This window comes from Kitasatospora sp. NPDC001547 (genome assembly GCF_042894165.1).
Lineage (GTDB): Bacteria > Actinomycetota > Actinomycetes > Streptomycetales > Streptomycetaceae > Kitasatospora.
The window spans coordinates 283,749-307,345 of sequence record NZ_JBIAVL010000008.1 but is presented as its reverse complement, the minus strand read 5'-3'; the positions used below and the strand labels follow the sequence as shown (position 1 = coordinate 307,345).

The following is a 23,597-nucleotide window of genomic DNA, read 5'->3' as shown; positions in this document are numbered from 1 at the left end:
CGGCGCCGTGAGGCACCGTCACCGCGCCGCGGGCGCCGGTTCCGGGGGCTCGTCTGCCCGATCCGGGTGCGCCGCCCAGTGCGCCTCGACGGCCGCCGCGACCTCGGCCGGCACCTGCAGTGGCGTCCTCCTCCGGCGGCGTCCTCATCCGGCGGGGCGCGGAGCGCGGAGGTGGGCGCGTTGTTCGAGCTCCTCCTCGGAGACGAGTTCGAGCATGGGCTTGCCGGGGGCGCAGAGCATGGTCACCACGAACCGGGTCCGCGCGTCGGCGAGCGCGTTGCCGTCCTGGTAGTGGATGGCGTCGCCGCCCGGCTCCCAGAAGGTGCCGCCGGCCTCCACCACCCGCTCGGGCTCGCCCTCCAGCTCGAAGCGGACCGCGCCCTCGACCACGTACCCGAAGGCGGGGCCGGAGTGGCGGTGCGGCGGGGTGCCCGGGTCGCCCGGCTCCCACTCGATCCGCACGGTCATCGCGGAGGCTCCCTCGGGAATGGTCAGCGGCCCTGCGTCCTGCAGCATCCGGGCCGCGGTCGTCCAGCTCGCCGACGACGCCGGGTCGCCTGCCGTGTGCGGGTGTCCTGCGTGGTGGTCCGACACTGTCGTGCGCCTTCCGTCCGTCGCCTGGTACCGGGCGGGGTGCTTCTCCCCCGCCCTTCGGCAGTGTTGACCGGGCACCGTGTGGATGTGTGACACGTGGGGAGCGCCGCGGGTGTCACAGCACCGTAGGGACCACGCGGGCCTGGCCCGGTACGCCGACGGCCGTCACGCTCGCCCCGTGGGCCGTCCGGGCGAGGACGGACGGAGTTCGGAATTCTTCCGGCCTGCCGTCACAACCATCGCGGCAGCCCGGTCTTTACCTGGTGAGGACCCAGAACCGCGAACGTCTCGAGAGGATTCCCCCCATGAAGGTCGTAGTCATCGGCGGCACCGGACTGATCGGATCGAAGCTGGTCGCCGGCCTCGGCGAACAGGGCCACGAGGCGGTGGCGGCCGCGCCGAGCACGGGCGTCGACACGCTGACCGGTGCGGGCCTCGCCGAAGTGCTCGACGGCGCCCGGGTCGTCGTCGACGTGTCCAACTCCCCCTCGTTCGCGGACGACGCCGTGATGGAGTTCTTCCGCACCTCGACGGCCAACCTCCTCAAGGCCGGGGCCGAGGCCGGTGTCGCCCATCACGTCGCCCTGTCGGTGGTCGGCACCGAACGCCTCCAGGCGAGCGGCTACTTCCGGGCCAAGCAGGCGCAGGAGGAGCTGATCGAGGCGTCCGGGCTGCCCTACTCCATCGTGCACGCCACCCAGTTCTTCGAGTTCGTGCGAGGCATCGCCGCCGAGGCCACCGACGGCGACACCGTGCGCCTCGCCCCGGTCGGGATCCGTCCCGTCCTCTCCGACGACGTGGCTGCCGCCGTGGGTCGTACGGCCGTCGGTTCCCCCGTCAACGGCGTGGTCGAGGTGGCCGGTCCCGACACCTTCCGGCTGGACGAACTCGTCCGCGAGACCCTGGCCGCCGACGGCGACCGGCGCACCGTGGTGACCGACCCGCACGCCGAGTACTTCGGCAGCGGGTTGCGGGAGACCACACTGCTGCCCGGCCCCGGCGCGCACATCGCCGGGGCGCGCTTCGCCGACTGGCTCGCCCGGTCCCGGCCGTGACGTCCCCTGACCCCTGCCCCCTGCCCCTCCGGCCCTTCCTGGCCCGCCGACACAGGACGCGTGACGACCACCGTCCCGGGAACCCCGCCCGCCCTCGCGGATCTCCCGTTCCCTCTCTCTGTCCCTCCTCCTCCACGGCCAACGCGCCACCTGACGCACCGCACCGCTACGGCGCACCGCACCGCTATGGCGTGACCGGCCGCCCGAGCAGCCGGCACGCCTCCGTCCGCAGCCGGAACCAGCCGCCGACGAGGACGATCGCGGCCGCGCCGAGTGCCCCGGCGGTGTAGCCGATGAGGGCGAACAGCGGGTGTTCGGCGAGTTCGCCCGTCTTCGGGCTCATCCACATGCCGACCCGCGTGCCGTCCGGATGCGAGTCGCCCGCCAGCCTCCCGGTGCGCTCGTCGCCGTTGAAGGTCCAGTGGTAGAGGCAGGCGACGTGGTCGAAGCCGACGGTGTCGTTTTCGTGGAACGAGCTCTCCGTCCGGCACTCGGTGACGGTCGCGGTGACCGCCTGCGGGGTGCGCACCCAGTCCCGGACCCCGCTCGCGGCTAAGTCGGCCGCCGAGGCGCCGAGCCAGAGCGTGAGGATCAGCAGGGCCGTCCCCACGGTGGGGAGCGGAGTCCCGTCGCCGTCCCGGATCCCGAACGAGGCGGCCACCGCCACCACCAGCCCGACGGCGCCGGTGATCCAGAGCGGGAGGACGGGCAGTGGTGCCAGCGTCGATCCCCACGACCAGAAGAGCAGTGCCCCGCTGACCGCGCAGGTGAGCGCCGCTCCCACGGTCAGGGCGCGCCAGAACACCTGCCGGCCCCGGGACGTCTCCTCCATCCCGGTGTTGCCGGCCTTGTCCGTCATGTCACCCTCCCCGCTCCGGAACGCCTCGCCCCCTGCCTACCCCGATGTTCCCCGAGCGGCTCCGGTTCCCGGTCAGCGGGAGACCGCCGGCCCGTACCGCGCTCCGATCGGCCGCTCGCTCAACTCCCAGACCCGGCGCCCGGTTCCGGGGTCCGCCGCGGCGGGGCGAGCTCGACCCGGGCCGGTGCGCCGCCACGCTCGCCGGCCTCACGTCCGCCACCGCTTCGCCGAAACCGCCCACGGCCTCGAAGCTCCTGGAACCGGCCGAACGAACGGCCCGAAACCCCGGCGGATCAGTTGCGTCGGGCGCACGCGGCACCGTCGTTCCGAGACAGAAGTCGGCCCCTGAACCACCACCATGGGACACCACATGCCCCCCGGAGAAGAGGACGAGCCGTCGGTGTCGCAGTCAGCCGTGGTGGACGATGACCGCCATGCCCCAACCGACTGCGGCGAGGACCACGGCGAAGCACAGGGCGGCGACGGTACGGCCGATCGGACCGGCGGCGAGGCGTCCTGTGGTCGGCTTGCCTGGCCGGCTCGGCGGGTTGAGGGCGCGTACACCGACCGCGAACAGCGCGGGCAGGCCGGCGCCGGCGAGCAGCCCTACCACGATGATCTTCCAGAGTGCGTTCAGATTGATCCAGGAGTTCACCGGGTCACCTCGTCCGTGGGGGTCGCGGGACGACTGAACCCGTCCACGCGGCGTTGACGTTCTCCGGGGTGACGGCCGGATGGCGCGAGGCGGCGTAGAAGGCGATCGAGGCGAGGATCAGCAGGACGAAGATCACCACCACACCTGCGGTGCCTCCGACGCCGTTCGCGATCCAGTAGGCGACGGCGCCGACCACCGCCGCGGCCGGGAGGGTGATCAGCCAGGCCGCCACCATCCGGCGGGCGATGCGCCAGCGCACCTCGGCGCCCTTCTTCCCCACTCCGGAGCCGAGGATCGACCCGGTGGCCACGTGGGTGGTGGAGAGCGAGTAGCCGAAGTCGGTGGAGGCGAGGATGACGGCGGCCGAGGCCGATTCGGAGGCCATCCCCTGCGGTGCCTCGATCTCGACCAGGCCCTTGCCCAGCGCCCGGATGACCCGCCAGCCGCCGGTGTAGGTGCCCAGGGCGATCGCGACGGCGCAGGAGGCGATCACCCAATCCGGGGCCTTCGCTCCGGCGTGCAGCGTGCCGTTGGCGATCAGCGCCAGGGTGATGACACCCATCGTCTTCTGGGCGTCGTTGGTGCCGTGCGCAAGCGAGACCATGCAGGCCGAACCGACCTGGCCCGCCCTGAAGCCGCGCCGGCGCGGACCGTCGGACACGTCGCGGGTGAGGCGGTAGACCAGGTAGGTGCCGAGCGCGGCGATCGCGCCGGCGATGACCGGCGACAGGGCGGCCGGGACGATCACCTTGGCGACCAGGCCGTGCCACTTCACGGCCGAGCCGCCGGCTGCCGCCATGGTCGCACCGACCACGCCACCGATCAGCGCGTGCGAGGAACTGGAGGGGATCCCGAGGAACCAGGTGGTGAGGTTCCACAGGATGCTGCCGGTCAGGCCCACCATGACGACCGTCAGGGTCACCTGGTGGCTGTCGACCAAGCCGCCGGCGATGGTCGCGGCGACCGCGGTCGACAGGAACGCCCCGACCAGGTTCAGCACCGCCGACACCGCGACCGCGACACGCGGTGGGAGGGCCCCGGTCACGATCGAGGTCGCCATCGCGTTACCGGTGTCGTGGAACCCGTTGGTGAAGTCGAATCCCAGCGCGGTGGCGACCACCAGCGCCAGAACCACGTCGTCGCCCATCACGGACCGAACGTAGCCGTCCACCCCGCCCACCCGAGTCCGCGACACTCGCACGGGCCAGCCCTCACGAGGCACCATCCGATCGGACCAGCACCTACCGGACGCCAACGGGATCCCGACCTCCGCGCCGACCCGAACGATGCGATCGTCGCTGACGAGCCGACCGGGCACAGCTCCCGTACAGGCGGGCCGATGACTGCACCAGCAGCCCGCCAAGACCGCCTCCGAGTACGACGGCCCTGGACAGACCGCCGACGCATGTCGCCGAACGGTTGACACCAAGGATGGCCGGGCACGCAGGTGATCACGGGTCCTCCCGGACCGGATCGAGCCCTGCCGATGCCGTGGCCTGCGGCCGGCGCGGACTCCTCGGCTGTCGCGGCGCGGTTCGCCCCGGGCTGGTGGATGGACACGAACCCGTTGTACCGTGTCATCCATACGATGACAATGATCCAGTCAGTGAAAGGGTGACGGCATGGACACCCAGGACACCGGCCCGGCCGGGGTGGGGCCGATCTCGTTCCTGGCCGCCGCCGCCGCACTGGGCATGATGGACGCCGTCGCCCGCACCGCCCGGCACGCGCCCCCGGACGACACAGGCCAGAGCGATCCACAACAGGCCCTTTCCGCAATCCTGTTGCTGCGTCACCTTCGCGAGGAACTGGCCGGCTGGGAGACCGGCCTGATCGAGACCGCCCGCAGTGCCGGCGCCACCTGGGCCGATCTCGCGGCGCCGCTGGGAGTCCGGAGCCGCCAGGCTGCCGAGCGCCGCTACCTCCGCATGCGGCCCCACACGGATGTCGGCACCGAGGCGGGACGCACCGGCGAGCAACGCGTCCAGGCCACGCGCGACCGGCGCGCCGCCGACCGCGCGGTGACGACGTGGGCCCGGGACAATGCCGCCGACCTGCGCCGCCTCGCCGGACAGATCGGAGCTCTGGACGGCGTCAGCGCGCAGGCGGCCCCCGCTGTGGAGCGGCTCCTGGACGCGCTCGGCCACCACGACCCCGCCCGCCTGCTCGCCCCGCTCGCCGAAACCCGGCCCCTCCTGGAGGCGGAGCACCCGAAGATCGCGGACCGCCTCGATCAGCTCGCCGCGCAAGCCGACCAGCTTCGCACTGACAGTGACCGGCGCCGCCACACGCCCCCCGTCGACCGGTGACCACCCGGGTCGGCCGTGCGACACGACCGTCCGGCCCCCGAAGGCCCGTTCGAACATGTCCCGCCACGTGCACACGAAGGAGACGCATCCCGTGTCCAACCCCGCCCAGACCCTGGAGTTCCAGGCGGAAACCCGCCAGCTGCTGCAGCTGGTGATCCACTCGATCTACTCGAACAAGGACATCTTCCTGCGCGAGCTGATCTCCAACGCCTCCGACGCCCTCGACAAGCTCCGCCTGGAATCCCTCACCGATGCCGACCTCGAAGTCGACACCTCGGACCTCCACATCACGCTGGAGCTCGACCGGGACGCCCGCACCCTGACGGTGCGGGACAACGGCATTGGCATGACGCGTGACGACGTGGTCGACCTGATCGGCACCATCGCCAAGTCCGGCACCGCCAGCCTGCTGGCCAAGATCAAGGAGGCCAAGGACGCGGACGCGGCGCAGAGCCTGATCGGTCAGTTCGGCGTCGGCTTCTACTCGGCGTTCATGGTCGCCGACAAGGTCACCCTGCACACCCGCCGCGCCGGCACCGAGCAGGGCACCGTGTGGGAGTCCGACGGTGAGGGGACCTACACGATCGCGGAGGCCGACGGCCTGCCGGTGGGCACCTCGGTCACGCTGCACCTCAAGCCGGCGGACGGCGAGGACGGGGTCGGTGACTACCTCGCGGCGTGGAAGGTCCGCCAGATCGTCAAGCAGTACTCGGACTTCATCCGCTGGCCCATCCGCATGGCGGCCACGACCGTCGGCGCGGACGCCGAACCCGGCGCCGCGGACGGGGCCTCCGGTGAGCCGCAGACGCTGAACTCCATGAAGGCGCTGTGGGCCCGCCCCCGTTCGGAGGTGACCGAGGCCGAGTACAGTGAGTTCTACCAGCAGATCAGCCACGACTGGCAGGCCCCGGTCGAGACCATCCACATGCGCGCCGAGGGCACCTTCGAGTACGAGGCGCTGCTGTTCATCCCGGCCCACGCGCCGTTCGACCTGTTCTCCCGGGACGCCAAGCGGGGCGTGCAGCTGTACGTCAAGCGGGTGTTCATCATGGACGACTGCGACGCGCTGATGCCGAACTACCTGCGATTCGTCAAGGGCGTCGTCGACGCCCACGACCTTTCCCTCAACGTCTCCCGGGAGATCCTGCAGCACGACCGCCAGATCACCGCGGTGCGCCGGCGCCTGGTCAAGAAGGTGCTCGCCGCTCTCAAGGACATGCAGACCAAGAACGGCGAGACCTACGCGAAGGTGTGGGAGCAGTTCGGCCGGGTCCTCAAGGAGGGCCTGATCGAGGACCGGGACAACACCGACGCACTGCTGGGACTGGTCAGCGTCGCCTCCACCGCTGACGCGGAGAAGCCGACCACCCTGCACGAGTACGTCGCGCGGATGAAGGACGGCCAGGACGCCATCTACTACCTGACCGGCGAGAACCGCCAGATGGTCGAGAACTCCCCGCACATGGAGGCCTTCGCCGCCAAGGGCTACGAGGTCCTGATCCTCACCGACCCCGTCGACGAGGTCTGGACCGACCAGGTCCCCGCCTTCGACGGCCACCGCTTCCAGTCCATCGCGAAGGGCCAGGTCGACCTCGACGACGACGCCGACGGGGAAGGGGCTGACGGAACGGAGAAGGCTCAGCGCGAGCAGGACTTCGCCGACCTCGTCGCCTGGCTCCAGACCTCGCTGGCCGCGCACGTCAAGCAGGTTCGTCTCTCGTCCCGCCTGACCACCTCCGCGGCGTGTCTGGTCGGCGACGCACAGGACCTGACCCCGACCCTGGAGAAGATGTACCGGGCCATGGGCCAGGAACTCCCGCCCGTGAAGCGGATCCTGGAGCTCAACCCGACCCACCCCCTGATCATCGCCCTGCGCCGGGCACACGGGGCGAACGCCGACGACCCGGCGCTCGCCGAACTCGCCGAACTCGTCCACGGCAGCGCCCTGCTCGCGGAAGGCGGTGACCTGCCCGACCCCGCCCGCTTCACCCGCCTGCTGACCGATCGTCTCACTCACGCCCTGTGACCCCCGGCGGGGGGGGGGGGGGGGGGGGGCGCCCCCCCCCCCCCCCCCCCCCCCCCCCCACCCCGCACCGCATCCGGCCGTCCCCGCGCGATGCGCCCCCGGGGAGGGGAGGGGGCGACGCCTCCGTGGACGGTGCCGCGCCGGCGAGGTCCGCCGTGCGGCGCGGTGCACGGCCGGCCCGGCCCGGGCAGGGCAGGCGCAGTGCCCGACCGTCATCCGTCGATGTTCCCGAGCGGGCGACCCTGACTCGGTTCAGCGGTGTTCGGGGTTCTCGAAGTCGAAGCGGCAGCCGGCGTCCCACTCGGAGCGCTGGTTGCCGTGGGCCGGGATGCCGCCGGCGTCCTTGAGCATGCGGGCCAGGTGGAGCTGGTTCCAGGTCATGAAGGTGGTGTTGCGGTTGGTGAAGTCGTTCTCCGGCCCGCCCGATCCCTCGTCGAGGTAGGACGGGCCGGGGCCGGCCTCGCCGACCCAGCCCGCGTCAGCCTGCGGCGGGATGGTGTAGCCCAGGTGCTGGAGGCTGTAGAGGACGTTCATCGCGCAGTGCTTGGCGCCGTCCTCGTTACCGGTGATCAGGCAGCCGCCGACGCGGCCGTAGTAGGCGTACTGGCCCTCGGAGTTGAGGATCGACGAGCAGGCGTAGAGCCGCTCGATGACCTTCTTCATCACCGACGAGTTGTCTCCCAGCCACACGGGCCCGGCCAGGGTGAGGATGTCGGCGGCCATCACCTGGGAGTAGATCACCGGCCACTCGTCGGTCTCCCAGCCGTGTTCGGTCATGTCCGGCCAGACGCCCGTCGCGATGTCGAGGTCGACGGCGCGCAGGACGTCGACCGCGACGCCCTGGCGTTCCAGGATGCCGGTGGAGATGTCGATCAGGCCCTGGGTGTGGCTGCGTTCGGGGGAGCGCTTGAGGGTGCAGTTGATCACCAGGGCGCGGAGGTCGCGGTAGGACGGGGCGGTGTCGGGCATCGGTGATGGGGTCCTGGTCCGGGGGTGGGCGCTTGAGGCGGCGGTCAGGCCTGGGGCGCGCGGCGGATGATGAGCATGTCCTGGGTGTGGCCGATGGCGTAGCCGCCGGCGGGGAGGGCGAAGTGGTCCTGGACGTAGGCGGCCAGGGCCGCGCGGGTGGGGCGGGGGTCGAGGGTGGCCAGGTCGGCGACGTTGACCATGAACTCGGCGACGTCCACCGCCTCGGCGAGGTCGGGCGCGCGGTAGTGGAGGTCGAGGGTCTCGAGGGCGTAGTCGTGCTCGGGGTGGCGCTGCCGCAGGTGGTCGGCGAGGGGCCTGAGGTCGTAGCGGGCGCCTGTGAAGTGCGCGGCCATCCGCATGCAGGGGCTCTCCGGGTTCTGGAGCACGACCAGGAGGGTGCCGCCGGGGGCCGTCCAGTCCAGGGCGCGGGACACGGTGGCCGGCCAGTCCGCCTCGGGCACGTAGTAGAGCACGTGGGAGAGGTGGACGAGGTCGCCCTGCTCCGGCGGGTGGACCCGGTCGAGCGGCTCCGGGAGGACGAGGGCGTCGGGGCAGGCGGCGCCGAGCTTCTCGCGCATCGAGGGGCTGGGTTCCACCGCGATCGTGCGGTCGAAGAGGCGGCTCAGGTACGCGGTGGTGCGGCCGTCGCCCGCGCCGAGGTCCAGTAGGACCCGGCGGTGCGGCAGGGCGGCCGCGATCTCGCCCAGCCGGGCGTGGGTGACGGGCTTCTCGTCCGTCCCGGCGAGGAACAGCTCGAACGCCCGGCGGTAGTCGGCGCTGGCCACGTCCAGCACCCGGACCGGGTCCGCGTCCTTCGTCCTGGTCTCCACCGGTGGCCTCCCCTGTTGACGACGTGTCGGGTCGCGCCATTGCACCGCACGGGCGCGGCGCGGGGGTGCAGGGACGTTCCTGCCCGCGTGTCGTCCGTGCACCCGTGCGTCCGGAGGCGCGGGCTTCGGAGGCGCGGCGATTAATCGGTGGCCCGGGCTGCGCGACCGCTCCTACAGTGTCCGCCTGATCAAGAACGCCCAGGGAGCCGGACATGCGTGTGCACTACCCCCGGACGCCGCATCTGCCCTGGTCACCGGGCGCGGCGGCGGACGACGTACGGACCGGGGACCTGTCCGCGCTGGCCGGCGCCGAGGTCGTCGTCACCGAGAAGCTGGACGGCGAGAACACCACGCTCTACCGCGACGGCCTGCACGCCCGCTCGCTGGACTCCGCCCACCACCCCTCCCGCGCCTGGGTGAAGGGCCTCCAGGGCCGGATCGCCCCGCGCATCCCCGACGGCTGGCGGATCTGCGGCGAGAACCTGTTCGCCCGGCACTCGATCCCGTACACCGACCTGGAGAGCTGGTTCTACGGCTTCTCGGTCTGGACGGGCGGGCCCGACGGCCAGGACCACTGCCTGGACTGGGACGACACCGTCCGTTTCCTGCGCCGCCTCGGCATCCCCGCCCCCCGGGTGCTGTGGCGCGGCCGCTACGACGAACGGGCCCTGCGCGCCCTGCGGTTGGACCTCGACCGGCAGGAGGGGTACGTGGTGCGGACCGTCCGGGGCTTCCCCCGGGCCGGGTTCGGCGAGCGGGTCGCCAAGTGGGTCCGCCCGCGGCACGTGCGCACCGACACCCACTGGATGCACGCCGCGGTGGTGGAGAACGGGCTCGGCCCGAGCGCCGCGCTCTGGGCCGTACGCTCCGGTGCGCTGCCCGAACTCCCGGCTCTCGCGGCCGCTTTGGGCGTTCCCGAACTCACCTGTCCGCCCGAGGAGTTGGCCGAGGTGTCGGCCCGGCTGGACGAGCTGGGCCGGGGCGGCGACGCCCGGTTGGCCGGTGTGATCGCCACCGCGCTGCGCGCCGACCGCCGCCAGTCGCTGGCCCCGCGGCTGGCCGGACCGCTCGGCCTGCCGCTCGCCCGGCGGGTCGCCGACCTGGTCGGACTGCACCCCGCCCTCCACCGGCCGTACCCGGACGAGGAGCGCCGCGCCGGACTGGTCCGGCTGTCCGCCGCCGCCGACCTCGGGGTGCTGCACGCCCTCGCCGCGACCACCGCCCCCGGACGGGCGGAGCGCGAGCAGGTCGCCTGGTCGGCGCTGTACGCCGAGGACGCCGGGCTGCTCGACGAGGCGCCGCTCGCCCGGCTGCGGGCCGGGCTGCGCGAAGCCCTGGCCGACCTGGACCGCGACGCCGCCGACCGCTGCTGGGCCCAGGCCCGCGAGGCCTACGCGCTCGGCCGGATCGCCACCGCCGAGGAGGCCGTGGCGGCCACCTGGCGCTGGCGCGACGGCCGCTTCCCCCGGCTGGTCCACCTGTGCGGCCCGTCCGGCAGCGGCAAGAGCAGCTTCGCCGCCGGGCTCACCGGCGTGGCCGCCCGGATCAGCCTGGACGACCTGCGCGCCGCCCGGGGCTCGCGCGCCGACCAGCGCGACAACGCCGACGTGCTGCGCCAGGGGCTGGCCCGGCTGGACGCCGCCCTGGCGACCGCCGGCGGCCTCGGAGGTGCGGGCACGGGCACGAGCGGCGCCGGTACCGGCCCCGAAACCCGCACCCGCACCGGCCCCGGCATAGGCACCGGCACAGGCGCCAACCCCGGCACCGTCGTCTGGGACGCCACCTCGCTCAACCGCCAGCAGCGCTCCCACGTCCACGCCGTCGCGCAGGGCCGCGACGCCCTGGTCACCCAGGTGGTGCTGGTGGTCGGCGAGGACGAGCTGCTGCGCCGCAACGCCGTCCGGCCGCACCCGGTGCCCGCCGAGGTGCTCACCGCACAGCTGCACCGCTTCGGCCCGCCCTACCCCGGCCAGGCGCACCGCACCTGGTACGTCGGCCCCGGTGGCACCGTGGAGGACACGGCGGGCACGCTCGACGGAGAGGAGGACTGATGCGCCCCATCGAACAGATCTGCCAGCGCATCCGCTGGGACGCCCGCTTCGACCCGGCCCGGTTCACCCTGGGCGTGCGCCAACGCGACGACCGCACCGAGCGGGTATCCCTGGAAGGCTTCGCGGCCTCCGGCGAGATCCCCTGGCACCGGGTGTACTGGGTCGAGGCCGACGGCGTGCGGGTCTGGGACCGCGCCTCGGGCGTCGACCTGCTCGACAGCACCGAGGCCGGGCGCCGCACCGCACCGCCCCGGCTGCCGGCGCCCTTCTTCACCGCGACCACCCCGTACGCCTGGCACCCTGACGACGGCTGGCGGCCCACCGACACTGCCTCCGCCTCCGCTACCGCCGTCGCCGCCGGCGCCCGGGACGTCCCGACGGCCACCGGCCTGCGCGTGGTCACCTGGAACACCCTGTGGGACCGCTACGACGCCGACCGGATCGCCACCGCCCGGCGCCGCCCGCTGCTGCTCGCCGCGCTGGAGGCCGCCGACGCCGACGTCATCGCGCTCCAGGAGGTCGAGCCCGCCCTGGTCGCCCTGCTGCTGGCCGCCCGCTGGGTCCGCGCCGGGTACACCCTCGGCACCGACCCCCTCGGGCCCGAGGTCGGCGACCACGGCCTGCTGCTGCTCAGCCGGCTGCCGGTGCTGGCGGCCGGGCGGCACGCGCTCGGCCCGCACAAGGCCGTCACCGCGCTCTCGCTACGGACCGCCGGCGCCCCGCTGACCGTCGCCGCCGTACACCTCAGCAGCGACCACTCGGCGGACGGCGCCGACCGTCGCCGGGCCGAACTCGCCCTGCTGGCTGAGGGGTTGTCGGGAGTCGAGGGCGAGCTGCTGCTGCTCGGGGACTTCAACGACGGCCGTTCCGGCCCGTCCGGCCCGGCCGCCGCACTCGGCCTGCGGGACGCCTGGAGCCAGGCGCACGGACCGGCCGACGACACCCCGACTTTCGACCCGAGGGCCAACCCGCTCGCCGCGGTCTCCTCGCTGACCGGCCGCCCGGGCCGACTGGACCGCGTCCTGCACCGCGCCGACGGCACCCGCGTCACCGCGGCCGCCCTGCTCGGCGACCGCCCGGCCGAGGACGGGCTCTTCCCCTCCGACCACTACGGCGTGGCCGTCGACCTCCTCCTCGACAGCGACGGCACCGACGGCACCGACAGCCTCGCAGGCCTCGCAGACCTCCACGGTGAGGGCCGCATCACCGGAGCCCCGGACGCCCTCGACGCCCCACCCACCGCCCGCACCGCCGTCGCCTGGCTGCCGCCCGAGGAGCTGTGGCCGCCGATCCAGCGGCTGCGCGAGGCGTACGACCCGCAGCTGCGCCGCTGGCCCCCGCACGTCAACCTGCTGTTCGGCTTCGTCCCGGAGGCCGAGTTCGACCGCGCCCTGCCACTGCTGGGCGCGGCCGCCGCCGAGGTGGCGCCGTTCACCGCGCGGCTGGACGGCGTCCACACCTTCGGGCACCGCGAGGACGCCACCCTCTGGCTGGACCCGGCCGCCGCCTCCCCCGCGCCCTGGGCGGCGCTGCGGCACGCGCTGGAGCGCCGTTTCCCCCGCTGCCGCGGCTGGGCGGAGGGCTTCACCCCGCATCTGACCCTCGGGCGCAGCGACGACCCCCAGCGTGCGGCCGCCGACTGCGCGACCCGGCTCACCGGGGCCTCCGCCCGGGTCGGCGAGCTGGTGGTGCTCTCCCGCCGGGGCTCCGAGCCGATGCGGCCGCGTGCGGTGGTCTCGCTGGGGACGGGCGAGGTGCGGGCGGTGTCCGAGCCACCGATCACCTCGCCGGCCCCGGAGTCCGCTCAACGCGCCTCTGCCGCGCGGCTGTTGGCTCGGCGCATCGCGGCGGCCCTGCCCGACGGCGTGGTGCACACCGTCGGCTCCCGCCGGCTGGGCTGCCAGCTGGACGGCGCCGACCTGGACCTGGTGGCGGCGCTGCGCGGCCCCGCCGACCTACCCGACGTCCGCGCCCGGCTGGCGGCCGCACTGCCGGAGGCCCGAGGACTGCGCGAGGTGCGCGGCGCCCGGGTGCCGGGGCTGCGGCTGACGGCCGACGGCCTGGCGGTCGACCTCGTGGTGGTCTTCACCGGCACCCTCGACCCGTCCCAAGCCGTGGACCGCCGTGCGGAGTTGGGCGAGGCGGCGGCCGTCGCGCTGAGCGCCGTCACGGACGCCGAGGCGATCCTGACCGCGCTCGGCGACCGGCACGCCCGCTTCGTCCGACTGGCGCGCCAGGTCAAGGCCTGGGCGCGGGCGCACGGCCTGGACTCCGCGCCGTTCGGCCAACTGCCCTCGCTGGCCTGGTCGGTGCTGGCCGCCCGGACCGTCCTGGACGCGACCGGCGTTCCCGAGGAGGACCTCTTCCGGCGGTTCACCGAGACCTGGGCGACCTGGGACTGGCGCCGGCCCGCCGCCCTCTCCGCCGAGCCCGCGGCTCTCCCTTCGGGCCCGCTCACCGTCCTCACCCCTTCCGCCCCGGTCCGCAGCTGCACCACCCAGGTCAGCGCCGACACCCGGGACCTGCTCACCGAGGAGCTCTACCACGCCTGGGAGCTGGCCACCGAGGCCTCGGAAGCCGCCGAGGTCGCCGGGCCCGGTGAGGCCGCCGGATCCCCCTGGCCCGCCCTGCTCGCGGCTCCCCCACTGCACCGCCGGCACGCCGCCTGGGCCGTGGTGAGCACCGACGAGGAGTCACTCGGCGTCGTCCGGGGCCGCATCCGCGCCCTGCTGAGCGCGCTGGAGGACGCCGGGGCCATCCGGCTGCACGCCTGGCCCCACCCGTACCGGACCGCCGACGGCCGCCTCCACCTCCCGATCGGCCTCGGCCCCGCACCGCTCTCCGCCGACCGGCTCGCCCCGCTCGCCAAGGCCTGGTCCCGCACCCTGCCGGGCGTCCGGGTCGAGCACGTCGACGGCGGCGCCGTCCCCACGCCGGCCCGCTGACCCTCCCCTGCCCCCGGCCCCGGCCGGATCACCCCGCCCCGCCGCACCACCCCAAACAGCCGAACCGCCCCGATCAGCCGAACCGCCCCTGCCCATCGGACTCTTCTGGACAATCGCCCCCGAAATTTGCCACGGTGAGGACCAGCGGCCCAGCCATCGATCATGCGGCCGAAGCCCCATGGGAGTTCCCCCGTGCCCTCCGCCGACTTCCCCGCCTTCTACCTCGGGCAGAGCGTGTTCTCCGACCCCGGGGCCCATCTGCCCCACTATGCCGATCTCCCCAAGGATGCGAGCCAACTCGCCCGGATCGCCCGGAACCTGATCATCCATCGCCTCGAAGGTCGGCTGTTCCACCACTCCATCCCCGCGAACCGGCTCCACCACGACGCCGAGACGCGCTACCTCGACGACATCCTGGACCTGATCACCGGCCGCGACCCGGCCCCGCTCCACCATCCGCGGGCGCCCGCCGACCGCTTCGTCGGAGTCTGCCGGGACCTGGCGCTGCTGCACTGCTCGTTCCTCCGCCATGTCGGCATCCCGGCCCGGCTGCGCTGCGGCTTCGCCGACTACCTCGGCCCGGACGGCTTCCACGGCGACCACGTGGCCACCGAGTACTGGGACGACCGGCGCGGCTGGCTGCTCGCCGACCCGCAGCTGGCCGATCCGAGGGTCGCCTCCGCCTGGCGGGTGGACTTCGACCCGATGGACGTCCCGCGCGACCGCTTCCTGGTCGCCGGCCGGGCCTGGCGCACGATCCGCTCCGGCCGGGCCGCCGCCGGCTCCTTCGGCGTCCACCCGCCGGAGGAGGGCCCGCTCAACGGCGAATGGTTCGTCGCCCACTCCACCCGGCTCGACCTCGCCGCCCTCAACAAGGTCGAGACGCTGCTCTGGGACACCTGGGGCACCGGGTCCACCAACACGCCCCACGCCCCGTACGACGAGGTCGCCCACCTGACCGTCGGCGCGATCGACCTCCCCGCCGTCCGCCGCCTCTTCACCGAGCACGACGCCCTGCGCACCCCGAAGACCGTCCTCTCCCTGGCACCGTTCAACGGCCCCCGCGAAGTCACCCTGCGCTGACGCCCGCCCCAGGCTCACAGGCCGTCCGGCGCCAGGCCCCGAACCGGCCGGACGACCTGGCCGCTGGACGGCGGCCAGGTCGGCGGCCCGACACCGGGCGTGGAGTCCGTCCGGTCACCGGCAGCTCAGTGGGGACAGTTGCGCGCTACTTGATCAGGTGAAAATCGGGGTGCCGCAACCACGCCTGTAGGAACTCGACGTCTCCGACGTGGCGGACTTACCGCCCTCCGCCGCCGGTGTCATAGGAGACCACGGCGAGATTCCCCGGAAGCGCTGACGCGAATTCGCTCGCCCGGGCCGGCACCGCGTCGGGTCCCGTGCCGCCTCCCACAGGGGGATGACCGCTCAGGAGGCCGTCGAAGTCGATCAGCGCATCGAGACGGCGGGCGAGTGCGAGCGTCAGGTGGCCGAGCAGCATGTGGTTCGTCGGCCCCGAGCAGCCCGCGCCCACCACCACTCCCTGCAAGCCACAGTCCGACCGCCGGTCCCGCCACAGCGCCCCCCAGAGCCTCGTGGCCCAGGTGCCACCGGAGCCGGTTCTACCAGAACCCGGTGGCGGGGCGCCTGGTCATTTCGGGTCACCACCCCGCTGCCCGGACACGGTGGGGTAACTCGTGGTATCCGGGCCCACCCCGCCCACCCGCCTGTCCCCGTAGCACCGCTCCGAGATTCCCCGTCGAGACGTGGGAGCGGGGCCCTTGGCGGCCGCCGCGGCGGTGTGTCAGTAGCCGATGGTGAAGCGGCGTTGGACGAAGCGGGGCAGTTCCGCCTCGTCGACCAGGGCGACGGCGGCGTCCTCCGCGGAGATGCGGCTGCGGCCGTCGGCGTCCCGGACCGCCTGGTCGCCGCCGATCCGGAATCGGCCGGTGCGCTCGCCGGGGGCGATCTCCTCGGCGGGGCTGAAGTAGGTCCAGAGCCGGTTCGACGTGCGCAGGACGTTCAGGCCGTCCCGGGCTCCGCGCGCCGCGGCCGCGTACTCGCGGGGCAGCCCGAGCTGGTCGAGGGTCTCGTGCATCCGGTCGACGTCGTCGGCGAGGACCACTCCGGGCGCCGTCTCCAGACTGCCGGCCCCGCCGATCACGATGAGCCGGGTCCTGGGGTGGCTCTCCAGGGCCTTGACCAGTGCCCGGGCCGCGACGGAATGGACCGTGGGGTCGGCTATGGACCGCCGCACGGTGTCCGCGAGGTCCTTGGCCGCGTTGCCCGGTTGGAACCCGCTGATCAGCACGTCCAGGCCGGGCAGGATCGCGGCGATGCTCGCGGGGTCGAGGACGTCGACGCCGGCCCAGGTGACGTTCGCTCGGCTCTCGTCGATCTGCGAGGCGTCGCGGCTGAGTGCCGTGACGCGGTGCCCGCGGCCGAGCGCCTCCGTGACGACCCGGCTGCCGATGGTGCCGGTGGCACCGATCACTCCAATGTGCATGGTTCTCCCCTTGTTCATGCCCGGACGTCCTGGCTGCCGCCATCCGTCTGGACGGCGTGGCAAAACTATATGCCGTATAGTTTAGATACGCCAAGCAATAGCGTGACGCTGTAGACTCCGCGCATGGCGAGCACCGGGACCAGGGGACGGCGTGAGCGGCTTCGGGCCGAGACGACCGCCGAAATCAAGAGCGTCGCACTGGAGTTGATGGCCTCAGGAGGCCCCGGGGCGATCACGCTGCGCGCCATCGCCCGGGAGATGGGCATGACCCCCAACGCCATCTACGGCTACTTCGCCACCCGCGACGACCTGATCACCACGCTCATCGACGACGTGTACACCTCACTCGCCGACACGGTGGACGCCGCCTGGGACGCCACCCCCGCCTCGGATCCGGCCGACCGGATCCGGGCGTGGGCGCACGCCTTCCGCGGCTGGGCGCTCGCCAACCCCGAGGGCTTCCGCCTCGTCTACGGCGACCCGGTGCCCGGTTACGTCGCCCCCGAGGGCGGCGCCGCCCCGGATGCCGCGCAGCGGGTCTGCACCGCCCTGACCGGCCTCGCCGTCGCGGCCTGGCCGCACGCCGAACGCCTCTACGCGGCCAGCGACTTCCAGTGGTCCGACTTCGACCCCGGCCTCCTCGACAAGGTCCGCCCCGCCTTCCCCCACCTTCCCCCGGCCGGCGTGGCCCTGGCGCTGCGCATCTGGGGCCACCTCCACGGCCTGGTGTCGCTGGAGATCTACGGCCACCTGCGCAACCAGACCACCAGCCCGGAGAAGCTCTTCCACGAGGAACTGACCCAGCTCGTCGCCTCGTTGGGCCTCGCGCCGAAGCGCTGACAGCCGTCGGCCCCGCCGAGCCGACGGGGCCGTGGATGCCGGGCGGCCGGGGCCGTGGATGCCGGGCGGCCGAGGCCGGGCGGCGGCATCGCGGCCGATCCGCGCCATCTCCGCTCGGCGATGACCGAGCCCTCCGGTCAGTCGATGCCTTCGATGATGCGGAAGTCGCGTTCGACTGCGCCGGAGAGGACCACCAGCGCCTTCCGGTAAGCCTCGCTCTCGTAGGCCGAGACGGCCTGTTCGAAGCTGTCGAACTCGATCAGAATGACGCGTTGCGTGGTGCCGGCTTCATGGGTGACGACTCGGCCGCCGCGGGACAGGAGCCGCCCACCCCCGGCCCGGACGGCCGGACCGGCCAGCTTGTCGTAGGCACTCAGCCTCTCAGGGTCGGAAACGGCGTGGTAGACGCTGACCCAGTAGCCCTTGGGCATGGAACCTCCTGCGTTCGGTCGGACGTGTCCGACGTCGATTCGACCCTCGGATCGCTCGCTCCCGGCGACGGGGCACCGAGCGTGGTGAGGCCGTGCTGATGCGGCCTGGTTCGACGCCGCCACCCGCGGCCGCCGGTTCGCTCCTCCGGCAAGGCCTTCCTCAGCACCCCGGGCGCCTTCGCGCCCCCGAGCTGGGACGCGACCTTCGCGGCGAGAGATACATAAATGATTCATATAAATATCGTATGCTTCACCCATGAGCCGTCAAGATCCCACTCGTGGCGCATCCGCTGCGATCGGGTCGGCCCTCTACGGGCTGGCCGCCAGGACCGTGAGACGCCTTCCGCGCGACATGAGCGTCACATCCGCCGCCACCCTGGCCACCCTGCACCGGACCGGCCCGCGGCGCATCACCGACCTGGCCGCGACCGAGGGTGTCACCCAGCCCGCGATGACCACGCTGGTCCGGGTGATGGAGGAGTCCGGACTGGTCGAGCGGAGGGGCGATCCGTCCGACAGGCGGGTCACCCTGGTGTGCCTGACCGAGGCCGGCGCGTCGTACGTCCGGACGCGGCACCAGGCGGGGGTCGACGCGTTCGCGCGGCTGATCGACGAACTGCCCGACGACGAGGTCGAGGCCCTGGTGGCGGCGCTTCCGGCGCTGGCGCACCTGGCGGAGCTGGAAGACCGGGACCGCGGGGGACCGAAGCGGTGACGGGGCGCACCCCGGAGCGCTCCGACGAGCGGTCGCTGAGCGCCGCCCTGCTGTTCGTCGCCCTGGTCGTGGCGGCGGTCGCCAGCCTCGGGGCGCCGCTGATCACCCGCGTGGCGACCACCTTCCACGTCCCGCTCGACGGCGCGCAGTGGACGCTGACCGTCGCACTGCTGAGCGGCGCCGTCGCCACGCCCGTCCTCGGCCGGCTCGGAGCCGGCCCGCACCGACGGGCCACGATCCTCGCCACGCTGGCGATCGTCGTGGTCGGCAGTGCGCTCACCGTGCTCCCGCTGCCGTTCGCAGGGCTGCTCATCGGCAGGGCGGCCCAGGGCGTCGGGCTCGGTCTGACGGCGCTGATGATGGGCGTGGCCCGGGACCACCTCCCCGAGGAGCGCGGCACGGCGACGATCGCCCTGATCTCGGTGGTCTCGATCATCGGCGCCGGGGTCGGCTACCCGCTCACCGCACTGCTCGCCGAGATCGGCGGCGTACGGGCCGCCTACGGCTTCGGCCTGGTCGTCACCGCGGCCGCCCTCCTGACCGCGTGGCGCTCCATACCCGCGGCTCCCGAGGGCCGCGCCGCCCACGTGACCGTGGCCGGCGCGCTCGTCCTCGCGGGTGGGCTGTCCCTCGTCCTGTTCCTGGCCGGCCAGCGGAGCCTGTGGAGCCGTCACCTCGCCGTGGCGGCGGGCCTCGCCGTCGTCGCCGTGCTGCTGCTGTGCGTCTGGACCGCCTCCGAACTGCGCAGCGAGACGCCCCTGGTCGATGTCCGGGCGGTGCGGCACCCGGCGGTCGCCGGAGCGAACATCGCCATGTTCGTCGGCGGGAGCGGCATGTACCTCCTGCTCACGCTCGTCACCCGGTACGCGCAGACGCCGCACAGCGCCGGCTACGGCTTCGGGCTGACCACCTTCGTCGCCGGGCTGGTCCTCGTCCCGTTCTCGGTGCTGGCGTTCGTCGCCGGCAGGCTCACGCCCCGGGTTCGGGCGCTGGTCGACGCACCGGTGGTCCTGGCCGGCAGCGCCGTCGTCGTCGGCGGCGGGTTCGTCCTCTTCGCCGCGGCCCGGTCGAACCCGGCCGAACTGCTCCTCGCGATGGGTGTGCTGGGCTTCGGCGTCGGCAGTTTCTCAGCCGCCATGCCCGGCGTCATCCTGGCCGTCACGCCCGCGAGCGAGACGTCGAGCGCGATGGGCTTCAACTACGTCGTCCGCAACGTCGGGTACTCCCTGGGCAGTGCGACAGGCGGCCTGGTCCTGGCCGGCGGAACCGACACCGGTCATCTCTTCCCGGACGACCACGCCTACACCACCGCCGCGCTGCTCGGCATCGCCGCGATGGCGGTCACCGCCCTGAGCGCCCTCGCCGTCGCCCGCCGACGCCCGCCCGAGAGCAACCCGACCGCGACCACGACCACGACCAGCGTGCCGGGTCACGGCCGGTCGAGCCGATGACCGGCTCGCGGGCCAGGGTGACGGCCCGTCGCCCTGGCCCGCGTCGGGGAGACATATCGACGAGTCGACGAGACTGACCCGAAAATCTGAAATTTTTATTGCGCAATTTTTCCTGCGGACCTATCGTCGTCGCATGCCCGAGAGCCCCCGGCCCGACCGGATCACCGACCTGACCCGTCTGAAGGCGTTCACCAACCCCCTGCGGGTGCGGCTCTACCGGCTGCTCTACGCCGCCGGGAGCGCGACCGCCTCGCAGCTCGGCGCCCAGGTCGGCGAGGCCCCATCGCTGGTCAGCTATCACCTGCGCAAGCTCGCCGAGCAGGGCTTCGTCACCGAGGCCGCCGGCCGGAGCGGCGACGGCCGGGAGCGGTGGTGGCAGGTCTCCTCCGAAGAGGGCTGGGGCTTCCGGGAGTCCGACCTCGCCGGGACGCCCGAGGGCGCGGCCGCCGTCGACGCGGTGACCAGGAGCCTGGTCGAATCCCGCTCCGCCCAGTACCGCGCCTACCTCGACCAGAGTTCCGCCTGGGGCAGGGAGTGGACCGACGCGGCCTTCGGCGCGGAGTGGCTGCTCGACCTCACGGCCACCGAACTCGCCGAGATGGAGCAGGAGTTGCAGGCCCTCTCGCGGCGCTGGCGGGAGCGCGGCAAGGCGTCCAGGGCGGCCGGCGACACCGTGGGCCGCGAGCACGTCTCCGTCCACCTGTACGGGTTCCCCTTCCGCCCCTGACACGGGCACCCCGTGTCCCCGACCGCCGGAGTCCCCATGGCCCTCGCGGAGCCGACCCTCCCCGACCGCACCGCCACGCCGCCCGCCCACCGCGACGGCAACGTGCTGCGCTGGCTCACCGCCCACACCGCCTCGCTGATCGGCGACGGCGTGTACTTCGCCGCCCTCGGCTGGTCCGCCCAGCGGTCCGCCGGCCCCGCCGAGGTCGGCCTGGTCATGGCCGCCGGCGCCGCCCCGCGCGCCCTGCTCATGCTCGGCGGCGGCGTGCTGGCCGACCGGCTCGACCCGCGCCGGGTGGTCCTCGGCAGCGACGCCGTGCGCTGTCTGCTCATCCTCTCGGTGGCCGCCGCCATCGCCCTGACCGCGCCCGCGCTCTGGCTGCTGGTCGCGGTGGCGCTGGTCTTCGGCGCCGTGGACGCGCTGTTCGTCCCCGCCGTGGGTGCTCTCCCGCCCCGGATCACCACCCCCGACCAACTGGCCCGGGTCACCGGCCTGCGCTCGCTGTCGATGCGCCTCGGCCAGATCGCCGGACCGCCGCTCGGCGGCCTGGCCATGGGCCTGGGCGGCCCGGCCGCCGCCTTCGGCGTCGCGGGCCTGCTGTTCGCGCTCTCCCTGCCGCTCCTGTTCTCCGTCCGGATCGGCCCGATCGACCGCACCGCCCAGGACGGCGCCCAGGACGGCACCTCGCACGACGCCCCGCGAAGCGCCCCGCACGACGGCCCGGTACGCCGCCCGGGCACCGCGCGCGCCGACCTCCTCGACGGGCTGCGCTACATCCGCCACCACCGCCTGATCGGCCCGCTGGTCGCGGCCGGGGCGGTCTGCGAACTCGGCCTCACCGGCACCCTCAACGTCGGCATGGTGCTCCTCAACGCCGAACGCGGCTGGGGCCCGTCCGGCTACGGCTGGATCGTCGGCTGCTTCGGCGCCGGGGCCGCCGCGAGTGCCGCGCTGCTCGCCGTCGCCGGGCGGCTGCCCAGGGCCGGCCTCACCATGGCCGGCACCCTGCTGGCCGCCAGCGTCGGCGCGGCGGCCATGGCACTGGTCCCGCAGCTGTGGACCGCCGCCGTCCTCGCCGCCCTGGTCGGGCTGAGCGCGGGCGTCTTCGGCAGCCTGGACAGCACCCTCATCCAGACCGCCGCCGACCCCACCTACCTGGGCCGGGTCACCTCCGTCACGATGCTGACCATGGTCGGCCTCGCCCCGCTCGGCTACCCGCTGGTCGGCGCCGCCGTCGCCACCTGGGGCACCGCCCCGGTCTTCGTCGGCTGCGGCGCCCTCTCCTGCCTCGGCGCCGCGCTCGCGCTCGCCTCCCCCGCCGTGCGCCGCGCCGAACTCCCCCGCGCCGCCGGCAACTGAGCCCCCGCCCGGCAGCCGCGCGGCACGCCGGTCACCAGGCGACCGGGAGCGCCTCGACGCCGTAGACCGTCGAGCCCTCGCGGAAGCGCAGCTCGGCGTCGGGGACGGCGAGCCGCAGGCCGGGGAAGCGCCGCAGCAGCGCCGGCAGGGCGACCTTCAGCTCCAGCCGGGCCAGTTGCTGCCCCAGGCACTGATGGGCGCCGAAGCCGAAGGACAGCTGGGCGACCGGACGGCGGCGCAGGTCGAGGTCGTCCGGGCGCTCGGGGACGAGGCCGGGGTCCCGGTTCGCGGTCAGCGGGGAGAGCAGGACGTGCTCGCCCTCGGCGATCCGGTGGCCGTTGACGTCGACGTCGGCCACGGCCGTGCGCAGCAGCGGTGCGGGGATGGCGAGATGGCGCAGCAGTTCCTCCACGGCCGTGCCGGTGACCTCGGGGTCGTCGCGGAGGGCGGCGAGCTGTTCCGGGTGGCGGAGCAGCGCCAGCACGCTCAGGGCGAGCATGGTCGCGGTGGTCTCGTGCCCGCCGACCAGCAGGGTGGCGCCGAAGCCGATGAGTTCGTCGTCGGTGAGCTCCGCGCCGTGCTGCCGCACCACCGCGCCCAGGACGCCCTCGCCGGGGGTGGCCCGGTTGCGGGCGACGATGTCCGCCATGGCGGTGTTCAACTCGGCTGAGGCGGCGACGAGTTGATCGGCGTCGGCGGTGCCGTCCATGATCACCTGGGAGCAGCGCTGGAACATCGCCCTGGTGCCGTACGGGACGTCGAGCAGTTCGCAGATCGCCAGCGAGGGGATGGGCAGGGCGAACGCCTGGACCAGGTCGACCACCGGGCCCCGCTCCGCCATGGCGTCGAGGTGGTCGGCGACGATCGTCTCGATCGCGGGGCGCAGCCGTTCGACCTGACGGACGGTGAAGCTGCCGGTGAGCATCCGGCGCAGCCGGGTGTGCTCCGGGCCGCTGTAGGCGGGCAGGAAGCCGGGGTGGTTGAACAGGGTGCGCGGCAGCGAGGGGTCGATGCCGTTTCCCGTCACCAGGCGGTCGTCCGCGAAGGCGGCCCGGACGTCGGCGTACCTGGTGAGGACGACGGCCTCGATCCCGCCGTGCACCGGGTGGGAGACCCGCAGCCGCGGCAGGCCGTCCTCCTCGCGCATCCGGCGGAGGTCCGGCGACGGGTCGAACGGGCAGCCGCGGTCCCGTTCGGAGGCGACGAAGGACGCCGAGCGGTGTTCGGGCATGGTGCGGGCTCCTCAGCTGGATCGGTCCCGGGAACGCGGTCATG

20 protein-coding genes and 1 pseudogene are annotated in these 23,597 nt (G+C 73.7%); 11 read left to right on the top strand and 10 right to left on the bottom strand.

What is annotated here, in order from left to right; all coding sequences use genetic code 11:
* Positions 1-144 precede the first annotated feature (144 nt).
* Positions 145-594, bottom strand: a complete 450-nt coding sequence (locus ACFY0X_RS18235; RefSeq protein WP_387755693.1) for a cupin domain-containing protein — start codon at positions 592-594, stop codon at positions 145-147.
* 305 nt (positions 595-899) lie between these two features.
* Between ACFY0X_RS18235 and ACFY0X_RS18230 the strand changes: the two genes are divergently transcribed.
* Positions 900-1,649, top strand: coding sequence for an SDR family oxidoreductase (locus tag ACFY0X_RS18230; protein WP_387755690.1), 750 nt, complete (start codon positions 900-902; stop codon positions 1,647-1,649).
* A gap of 184 nt (positions 1,650-1,833) precedes the next feature.
* Here ACFY0X_RS18230 and ACFY0X_RS18225 read toward each other — a convergent pair whose 3' ends face one another.
* The 3 genes from ACFY0X_RS18225 to ACFY0X_RS18215 form a co-directional block, all read right to left on the bottom strand.
* Positions 1,834-2,508 carry a hypothetical protein gene (locus tag ACFY0X_RS18225; protein WP_387755687.1) on the bottom strand — a complete coding sequence of 225 codons (675 nt, stop codon included), beginning with the start codon at positions 2,506-2,508 and terminating at the stop codon, positions 1,834-1,836.
* A gap of 409 nt (positions 2,509-2,917) precedes the next feature.
* Entirely contained in the window at positions 2,918-3,163 is a 246-nt protein-coding gene (locus ACFY0X_RS18220; RefSeq protein ID WP_387755684.1) for a hypothetical protein, read from the bottom strand.
* Positions 3,164-3,167: 4 nt separating this feature from the next.
* Positions 3,168-4,310: an anion permease gene (locus ACFY0X_RS18215; RefSeq protein ID WP_387755733.1), complete on the bottom strand. Its 1,143-nt coding sequence runs from the start codon at positions 4,308-4,310 to the stop codon at positions 3,168-3,170.
* A gap of 475 nt (positions 4,311-4,785) precedes the next feature.
* Here ACFY0X_RS18215 and ACFY0X_RS18210 point away from each other — a divergent pair, with 475 nt between their 5' ends.
* Both ACFY0X_RS18210 and htpG read left to right on the top strand, forming a co-directional pair.
* Positions 4,786-5,472 (top strand): type III effector protein, encoded by a 687-nt coding sequence (locus ACFY0X_RS18210; RefSeq protein WP_387755681.1) that lies wholly within the window; start codon positions 4,786-4,788, stop codon positions 5,470-5,472.
* A gap of 91 nt (positions 5,473-5,563) precedes the next feature.
* Entirely contained in the window at positions 5,564-7,498 is a 1,935-nt protein-coding gene (htpG, locus tag ACFY0X_RS18205; RefSeq protein WP_387755678.1) for a molecular chaperone HtpG, read from the top strand.
* Between the two features lie 252 nt (positions 7,499-7,750).
* On the opposite strand, the gene ACFY0X_RS18200 is transcribed toward htpG, so the two are convergent.
* Both ACFY0X_RS18200 and ACFY0X_RS18195 read right to left on the bottom strand, forming a co-directional pair.
* On the bottom strand, positions 7,751-8,467 hold the full coding sequence (locus tag ACFY0X_RS18200; protein WP_387755676.1) for a flavodoxin family protein: 717 nt from the start codon (positions 8,465-8,467) through the stop codon (positions 7,751-7,753).
* 44 nt (positions 8,468-8,511) lie between these two features.
* On the bottom strand, positions 8,512-9,297 hold the full coding sequence (locus tag ACFY0X_RS18195) for a class I SAM-dependent methyltransferase (protein ID WP_387755674.1): 786 nt from the start codon (positions 9,295-9,297) through the stop codon (positions 8,512-8,514).
* 212 nt (positions 9,298-9,509) lie between these two features.
* On the opposite strand from ACFY0X_RS18195, the gene ACFY0X_RS18190 reads away from it, so the two are divergent.
* The 3 genes from ACFY0X_RS18190 to ACFY0X_RS18180 all read left to right on the top strand — a co-directional run bounded on the left by ACFY0X_RS18190 (position 9,510) and on the right by ACFY0X_RS18180 (position 15,376).
* Positions 9,510-11,348 carry an RNA ligase family protein gene (locus tag ACFY0X_RS18190; protein ID WP_387755672.1) on the top strand — a complete coding sequence of 613 codons (1,839 nt, stop codon included), beginning with the start codon at positions 9,510-9,512 and terminating at the stop codon, positions 11,346-11,348.
* Complete coding sequence (locus tag ACFY0X_RS18185; RefSeq protein WP_387755669.1) at positions 11,348-14,293, top strand: RNA repair domain-containing protein; 2,946 nt, start codon at positions 11,348-11,350, stop codon at positions 14,291-14,293. Before ACFY0X_RS18190 ends, ACFY0X_RS18185 begins: the two co-directional genes overlap by 1 nt.
* 162 nt (positions 14,294-14,455) lie before the next feature.
* The gene (locus ACFY0X_RS18180) at positions 14,456-15,376 is read left to right on the top strand and encodes a transglutaminase-like domain-containing protein (RefSeq protein WP_387755666.1); all 921 of its coding nucleotides are present in this window, start codon (positions 14,456-14,458) and stop codon (positions 15,374-15,376) included.
* A 145-nt stretch (positions 15,377-15,521) separates the two neighbouring features.
* On the opposite strand, the pseudogene ACFY0X_RS18175 reads toward ACFY0X_RS18180, so the two are convergent.
* Together ACFY0X_RS18175 and ACFY0X_RS18170 are read right to left on the bottom strand one after the other, a co-directional pair.
* A pseudogene (locus ACFY0X_RS18175) lies at positions 15,522-15,827 on the bottom strand (DUF6368 family protein).
* A gap of 270 nt (positions 15,828-16,097) precedes the next feature.
* Positions 16,098-16,799 carry an NAD(P)-dependent oxidoreductase gene (locus ACFY0X_RS18170; protein WP_387755664.1) on the bottom strand — a complete coding sequence of 234 codons (702 nt, stop codon included), beginning with the start codon at positions 16,797-16,799 and terminating at the stop codon, positions 16,098-16,100.
* Between the two features lie 123 nt (positions 16,800-16,922).
* Between ACFY0X_RS18170 and ACFY0X_RS18165 the strand changes: the two genes are divergently transcribed.
* Entirely contained in the window at positions 16,923-17,639 is a 717-nt protein-coding gene (locus ACFY0X_RS18165) for a TetR/AcrR family transcriptional regulator (protein WP_387755661.1), read from the top strand.
* A 137-nt stretch (positions 17,640-17,776) separates the two neighbouring features.
* On the opposite strand, the gene ACFY0X_RS18160 is transcribed toward ACFY0X_RS18165, so the two are convergent.
* Entirely contained in the window at positions 17,777-18,070 is a 294-nt protein-coding gene (locus ACFY0X_RS18160; protein WP_387755658.1) for a DUF1330 domain-containing protein, read from the bottom strand.
* A gap of 352 nt (positions 18,071-18,422) precedes the next feature.
* Here ACFY0X_RS18160 and ACFY0X_RS18155 point away from each other — a divergent pair, with 352 nt between their 5' ends.
* From ACFY0X_RS18155 to ACFY0X_RS18140, 4 genes are all read left to right on the top strand, one after another.
* The gene (locus ACFY0X_RS18155) at positions 18,423-18,785 is read left to right on the top strand and encodes a MarR family winged helix-turn-helix transcriptional regulator (RefSeq protein ID WP_387755655.1); all 363 of its coding nucleotides are present in this window, start codon (positions 18,423-18,425) and stop codon (positions 18,783-18,785) included.
* Complete coding sequence (locus tag ACFY0X_RS18150) at positions 18,782-20,236, top strand: MFS transporter (protein ID WP_387755652.1); 1,455 nt, start codon at positions 18,782-18,784, stop codon at positions 20,234-20,236. Before ACFY0X_RS18155 ends, ACFY0X_RS18150 begins: the two co-directional genes overlap by 4 nt.
* Positions 20,237-20,369: 133 nt before the next feature.
* Positions 20,370-20,963, top strand: coding sequence for an ArsR/SmtB family transcription factor (locus tag ACFY0X_RS18145; RefSeq protein ID WP_387755649.1), 594 nt, complete (start codon positions 20,370-20,372; stop codon positions 20,961-20,963).
* 36 nt (positions 20,964-20,999) lie between these two features.
* On the top strand, positions 21,000-22,322 hold the full coding sequence (locus ACFY0X_RS18140; protein WP_387755646.1) for an MFS transporter: 1,323 nt from the start codon (positions 21,000-21,002) through the stop codon (positions 22,320-22,322).
* 31 nt (positions 22,323-22,353) lie between these two features.
* Here ACFY0X_RS18140 and ACFY0X_RS18135 read toward each other — a convergent pair whose 3' ends face one another.
* The gene (locus tag ACFY0X_RS18135) at positions 22,354-23,553 is read right to left on the bottom strand and encodes a cytochrome P450 (protein ID WP_387755643.1); all 1,200 of its coding nucleotides are present in this window, start codon (positions 23,551-23,553) and stop codon (positions 22,354-22,356) included.
* Positions 23,554-23,597 lie beyond the last annotated feature (44 nt).

What these genes read in the sequence shown, in the direction of transcription:
- ACFY0X_RS18145 (WP_387755649.1), top strand. Translation starts at nt 20,370, where the DNA reads ATGCCCGAGAGCCCCCGGCCCGACCGGATCACCGACCTGACCCGTCTG.
- ACFY0X_RS18160 (WP_387755658.1), bottom strand. Translation starts at nt 18,070, where the DNA reads ATGCCCAAGGGCTACTGGGTCAGCGTCTACCACGCCGTTTCCGACCCT.
- ACFY0X_RS18230 (WP_387755690.1), top strand. Translation starts at nt 900, where the DNA reads ATGAAGGTCGTAGTCATCGGCGGCACCGGACTGATCGGATCGAAGCTG.
- ACFY0X_RS18225 (WP_387755687.1), bottom strand. Translation starts at nt 2,508, where the DNA reads ATGACGGACAAGGCCGGCAACACCGGGATGGAGGAGACGTCCCGGGGC.
- ACFY0X_RS18185 (WP_387755669.1), top strand. Translation starts at nt 11,348, where the DNA reads ATGCGCCCCATCGAACAGATCTGCCAGCGCATCCGCTGGGACGCCCGC.
- ACFY0X_RS18135 (WP_387755643.1), bottom strand. Translation starts at nt 23,553, where the DNA reads ATGCCCGAACACCGCTCGGCGTCCTTCGTCGCCTCCGAACGGGACCGC.
- ACFY0X_RS18140 (WP_387755646.1), top strand. Translation starts at nt 21,000, where the DNA reads ATGGCCCTCGCGGAGCCGACCCTCCCCGACCGCACCGCCACGCCGCCC.
- ACFY0X_RS18215 (WP_387755733.1), bottom strand. Translation starts at nt 4,310, where the DNA reads ATGGGCGACGACGTGGTTCTGGCGCTGGTGGTCGCCACCGCGCTGGGA.
- ACFY0X_RS18170 (WP_387755664.1), bottom strand. Translation starts at nt 16,799, where the DNA reads ATGCACATTGGAGTGATCGGTGCCACCGGCACCATCGGCAGCCGGGTC.
- ACFY0X_RS18180 (WP_387755666.1), top strand. Translation starts at nt 14,456, where the DNA reads ATGCGGCCGAAGCCCCATGGGAGTTCCCCCGTGCCCTCCGCCGACTTC.
- ACFY0X_RS18210 (WP_387755681.1), top strand. Translation starts at nt 4,786, where the DNA reads ATGGACACCCAGGACACCGGCCCGGCCGGGGTGGGGCCGATCTCGTTC.
- ACFY0X_RS18165 (WP_387755661.1), top strand. Translation starts at nt 16,923, where the DNA reads ATGGCGAGCACCGGGACCAGGGGACGGCGTGAGCGGCTTCGGGCCGAG.
- ACFY0X_RS18200 (WP_387755676.1), bottom strand. Translation starts at nt 8,467, where the DNA reads ATGCCCGACACCGCCCCGTCCTACCGCGACCTCCGCGCCCTGGTGATC.
- ACFY0X_RS18190 (WP_387755672.1), top strand. Translation starts at nt 9,510, where the DNA reads ATGCGTGTGCACTACCCCCGGACGCCGCATCTGCCCTGGTCACCGGGC.
- ACFY0X_RS18155 (WP_387755655.1), top strand. Translation starts at nt 18,423, where the DNA reads ATGAGCGTCACATCCGCCGCCACCCTGGCCACCCTGCACCGGACCGGC.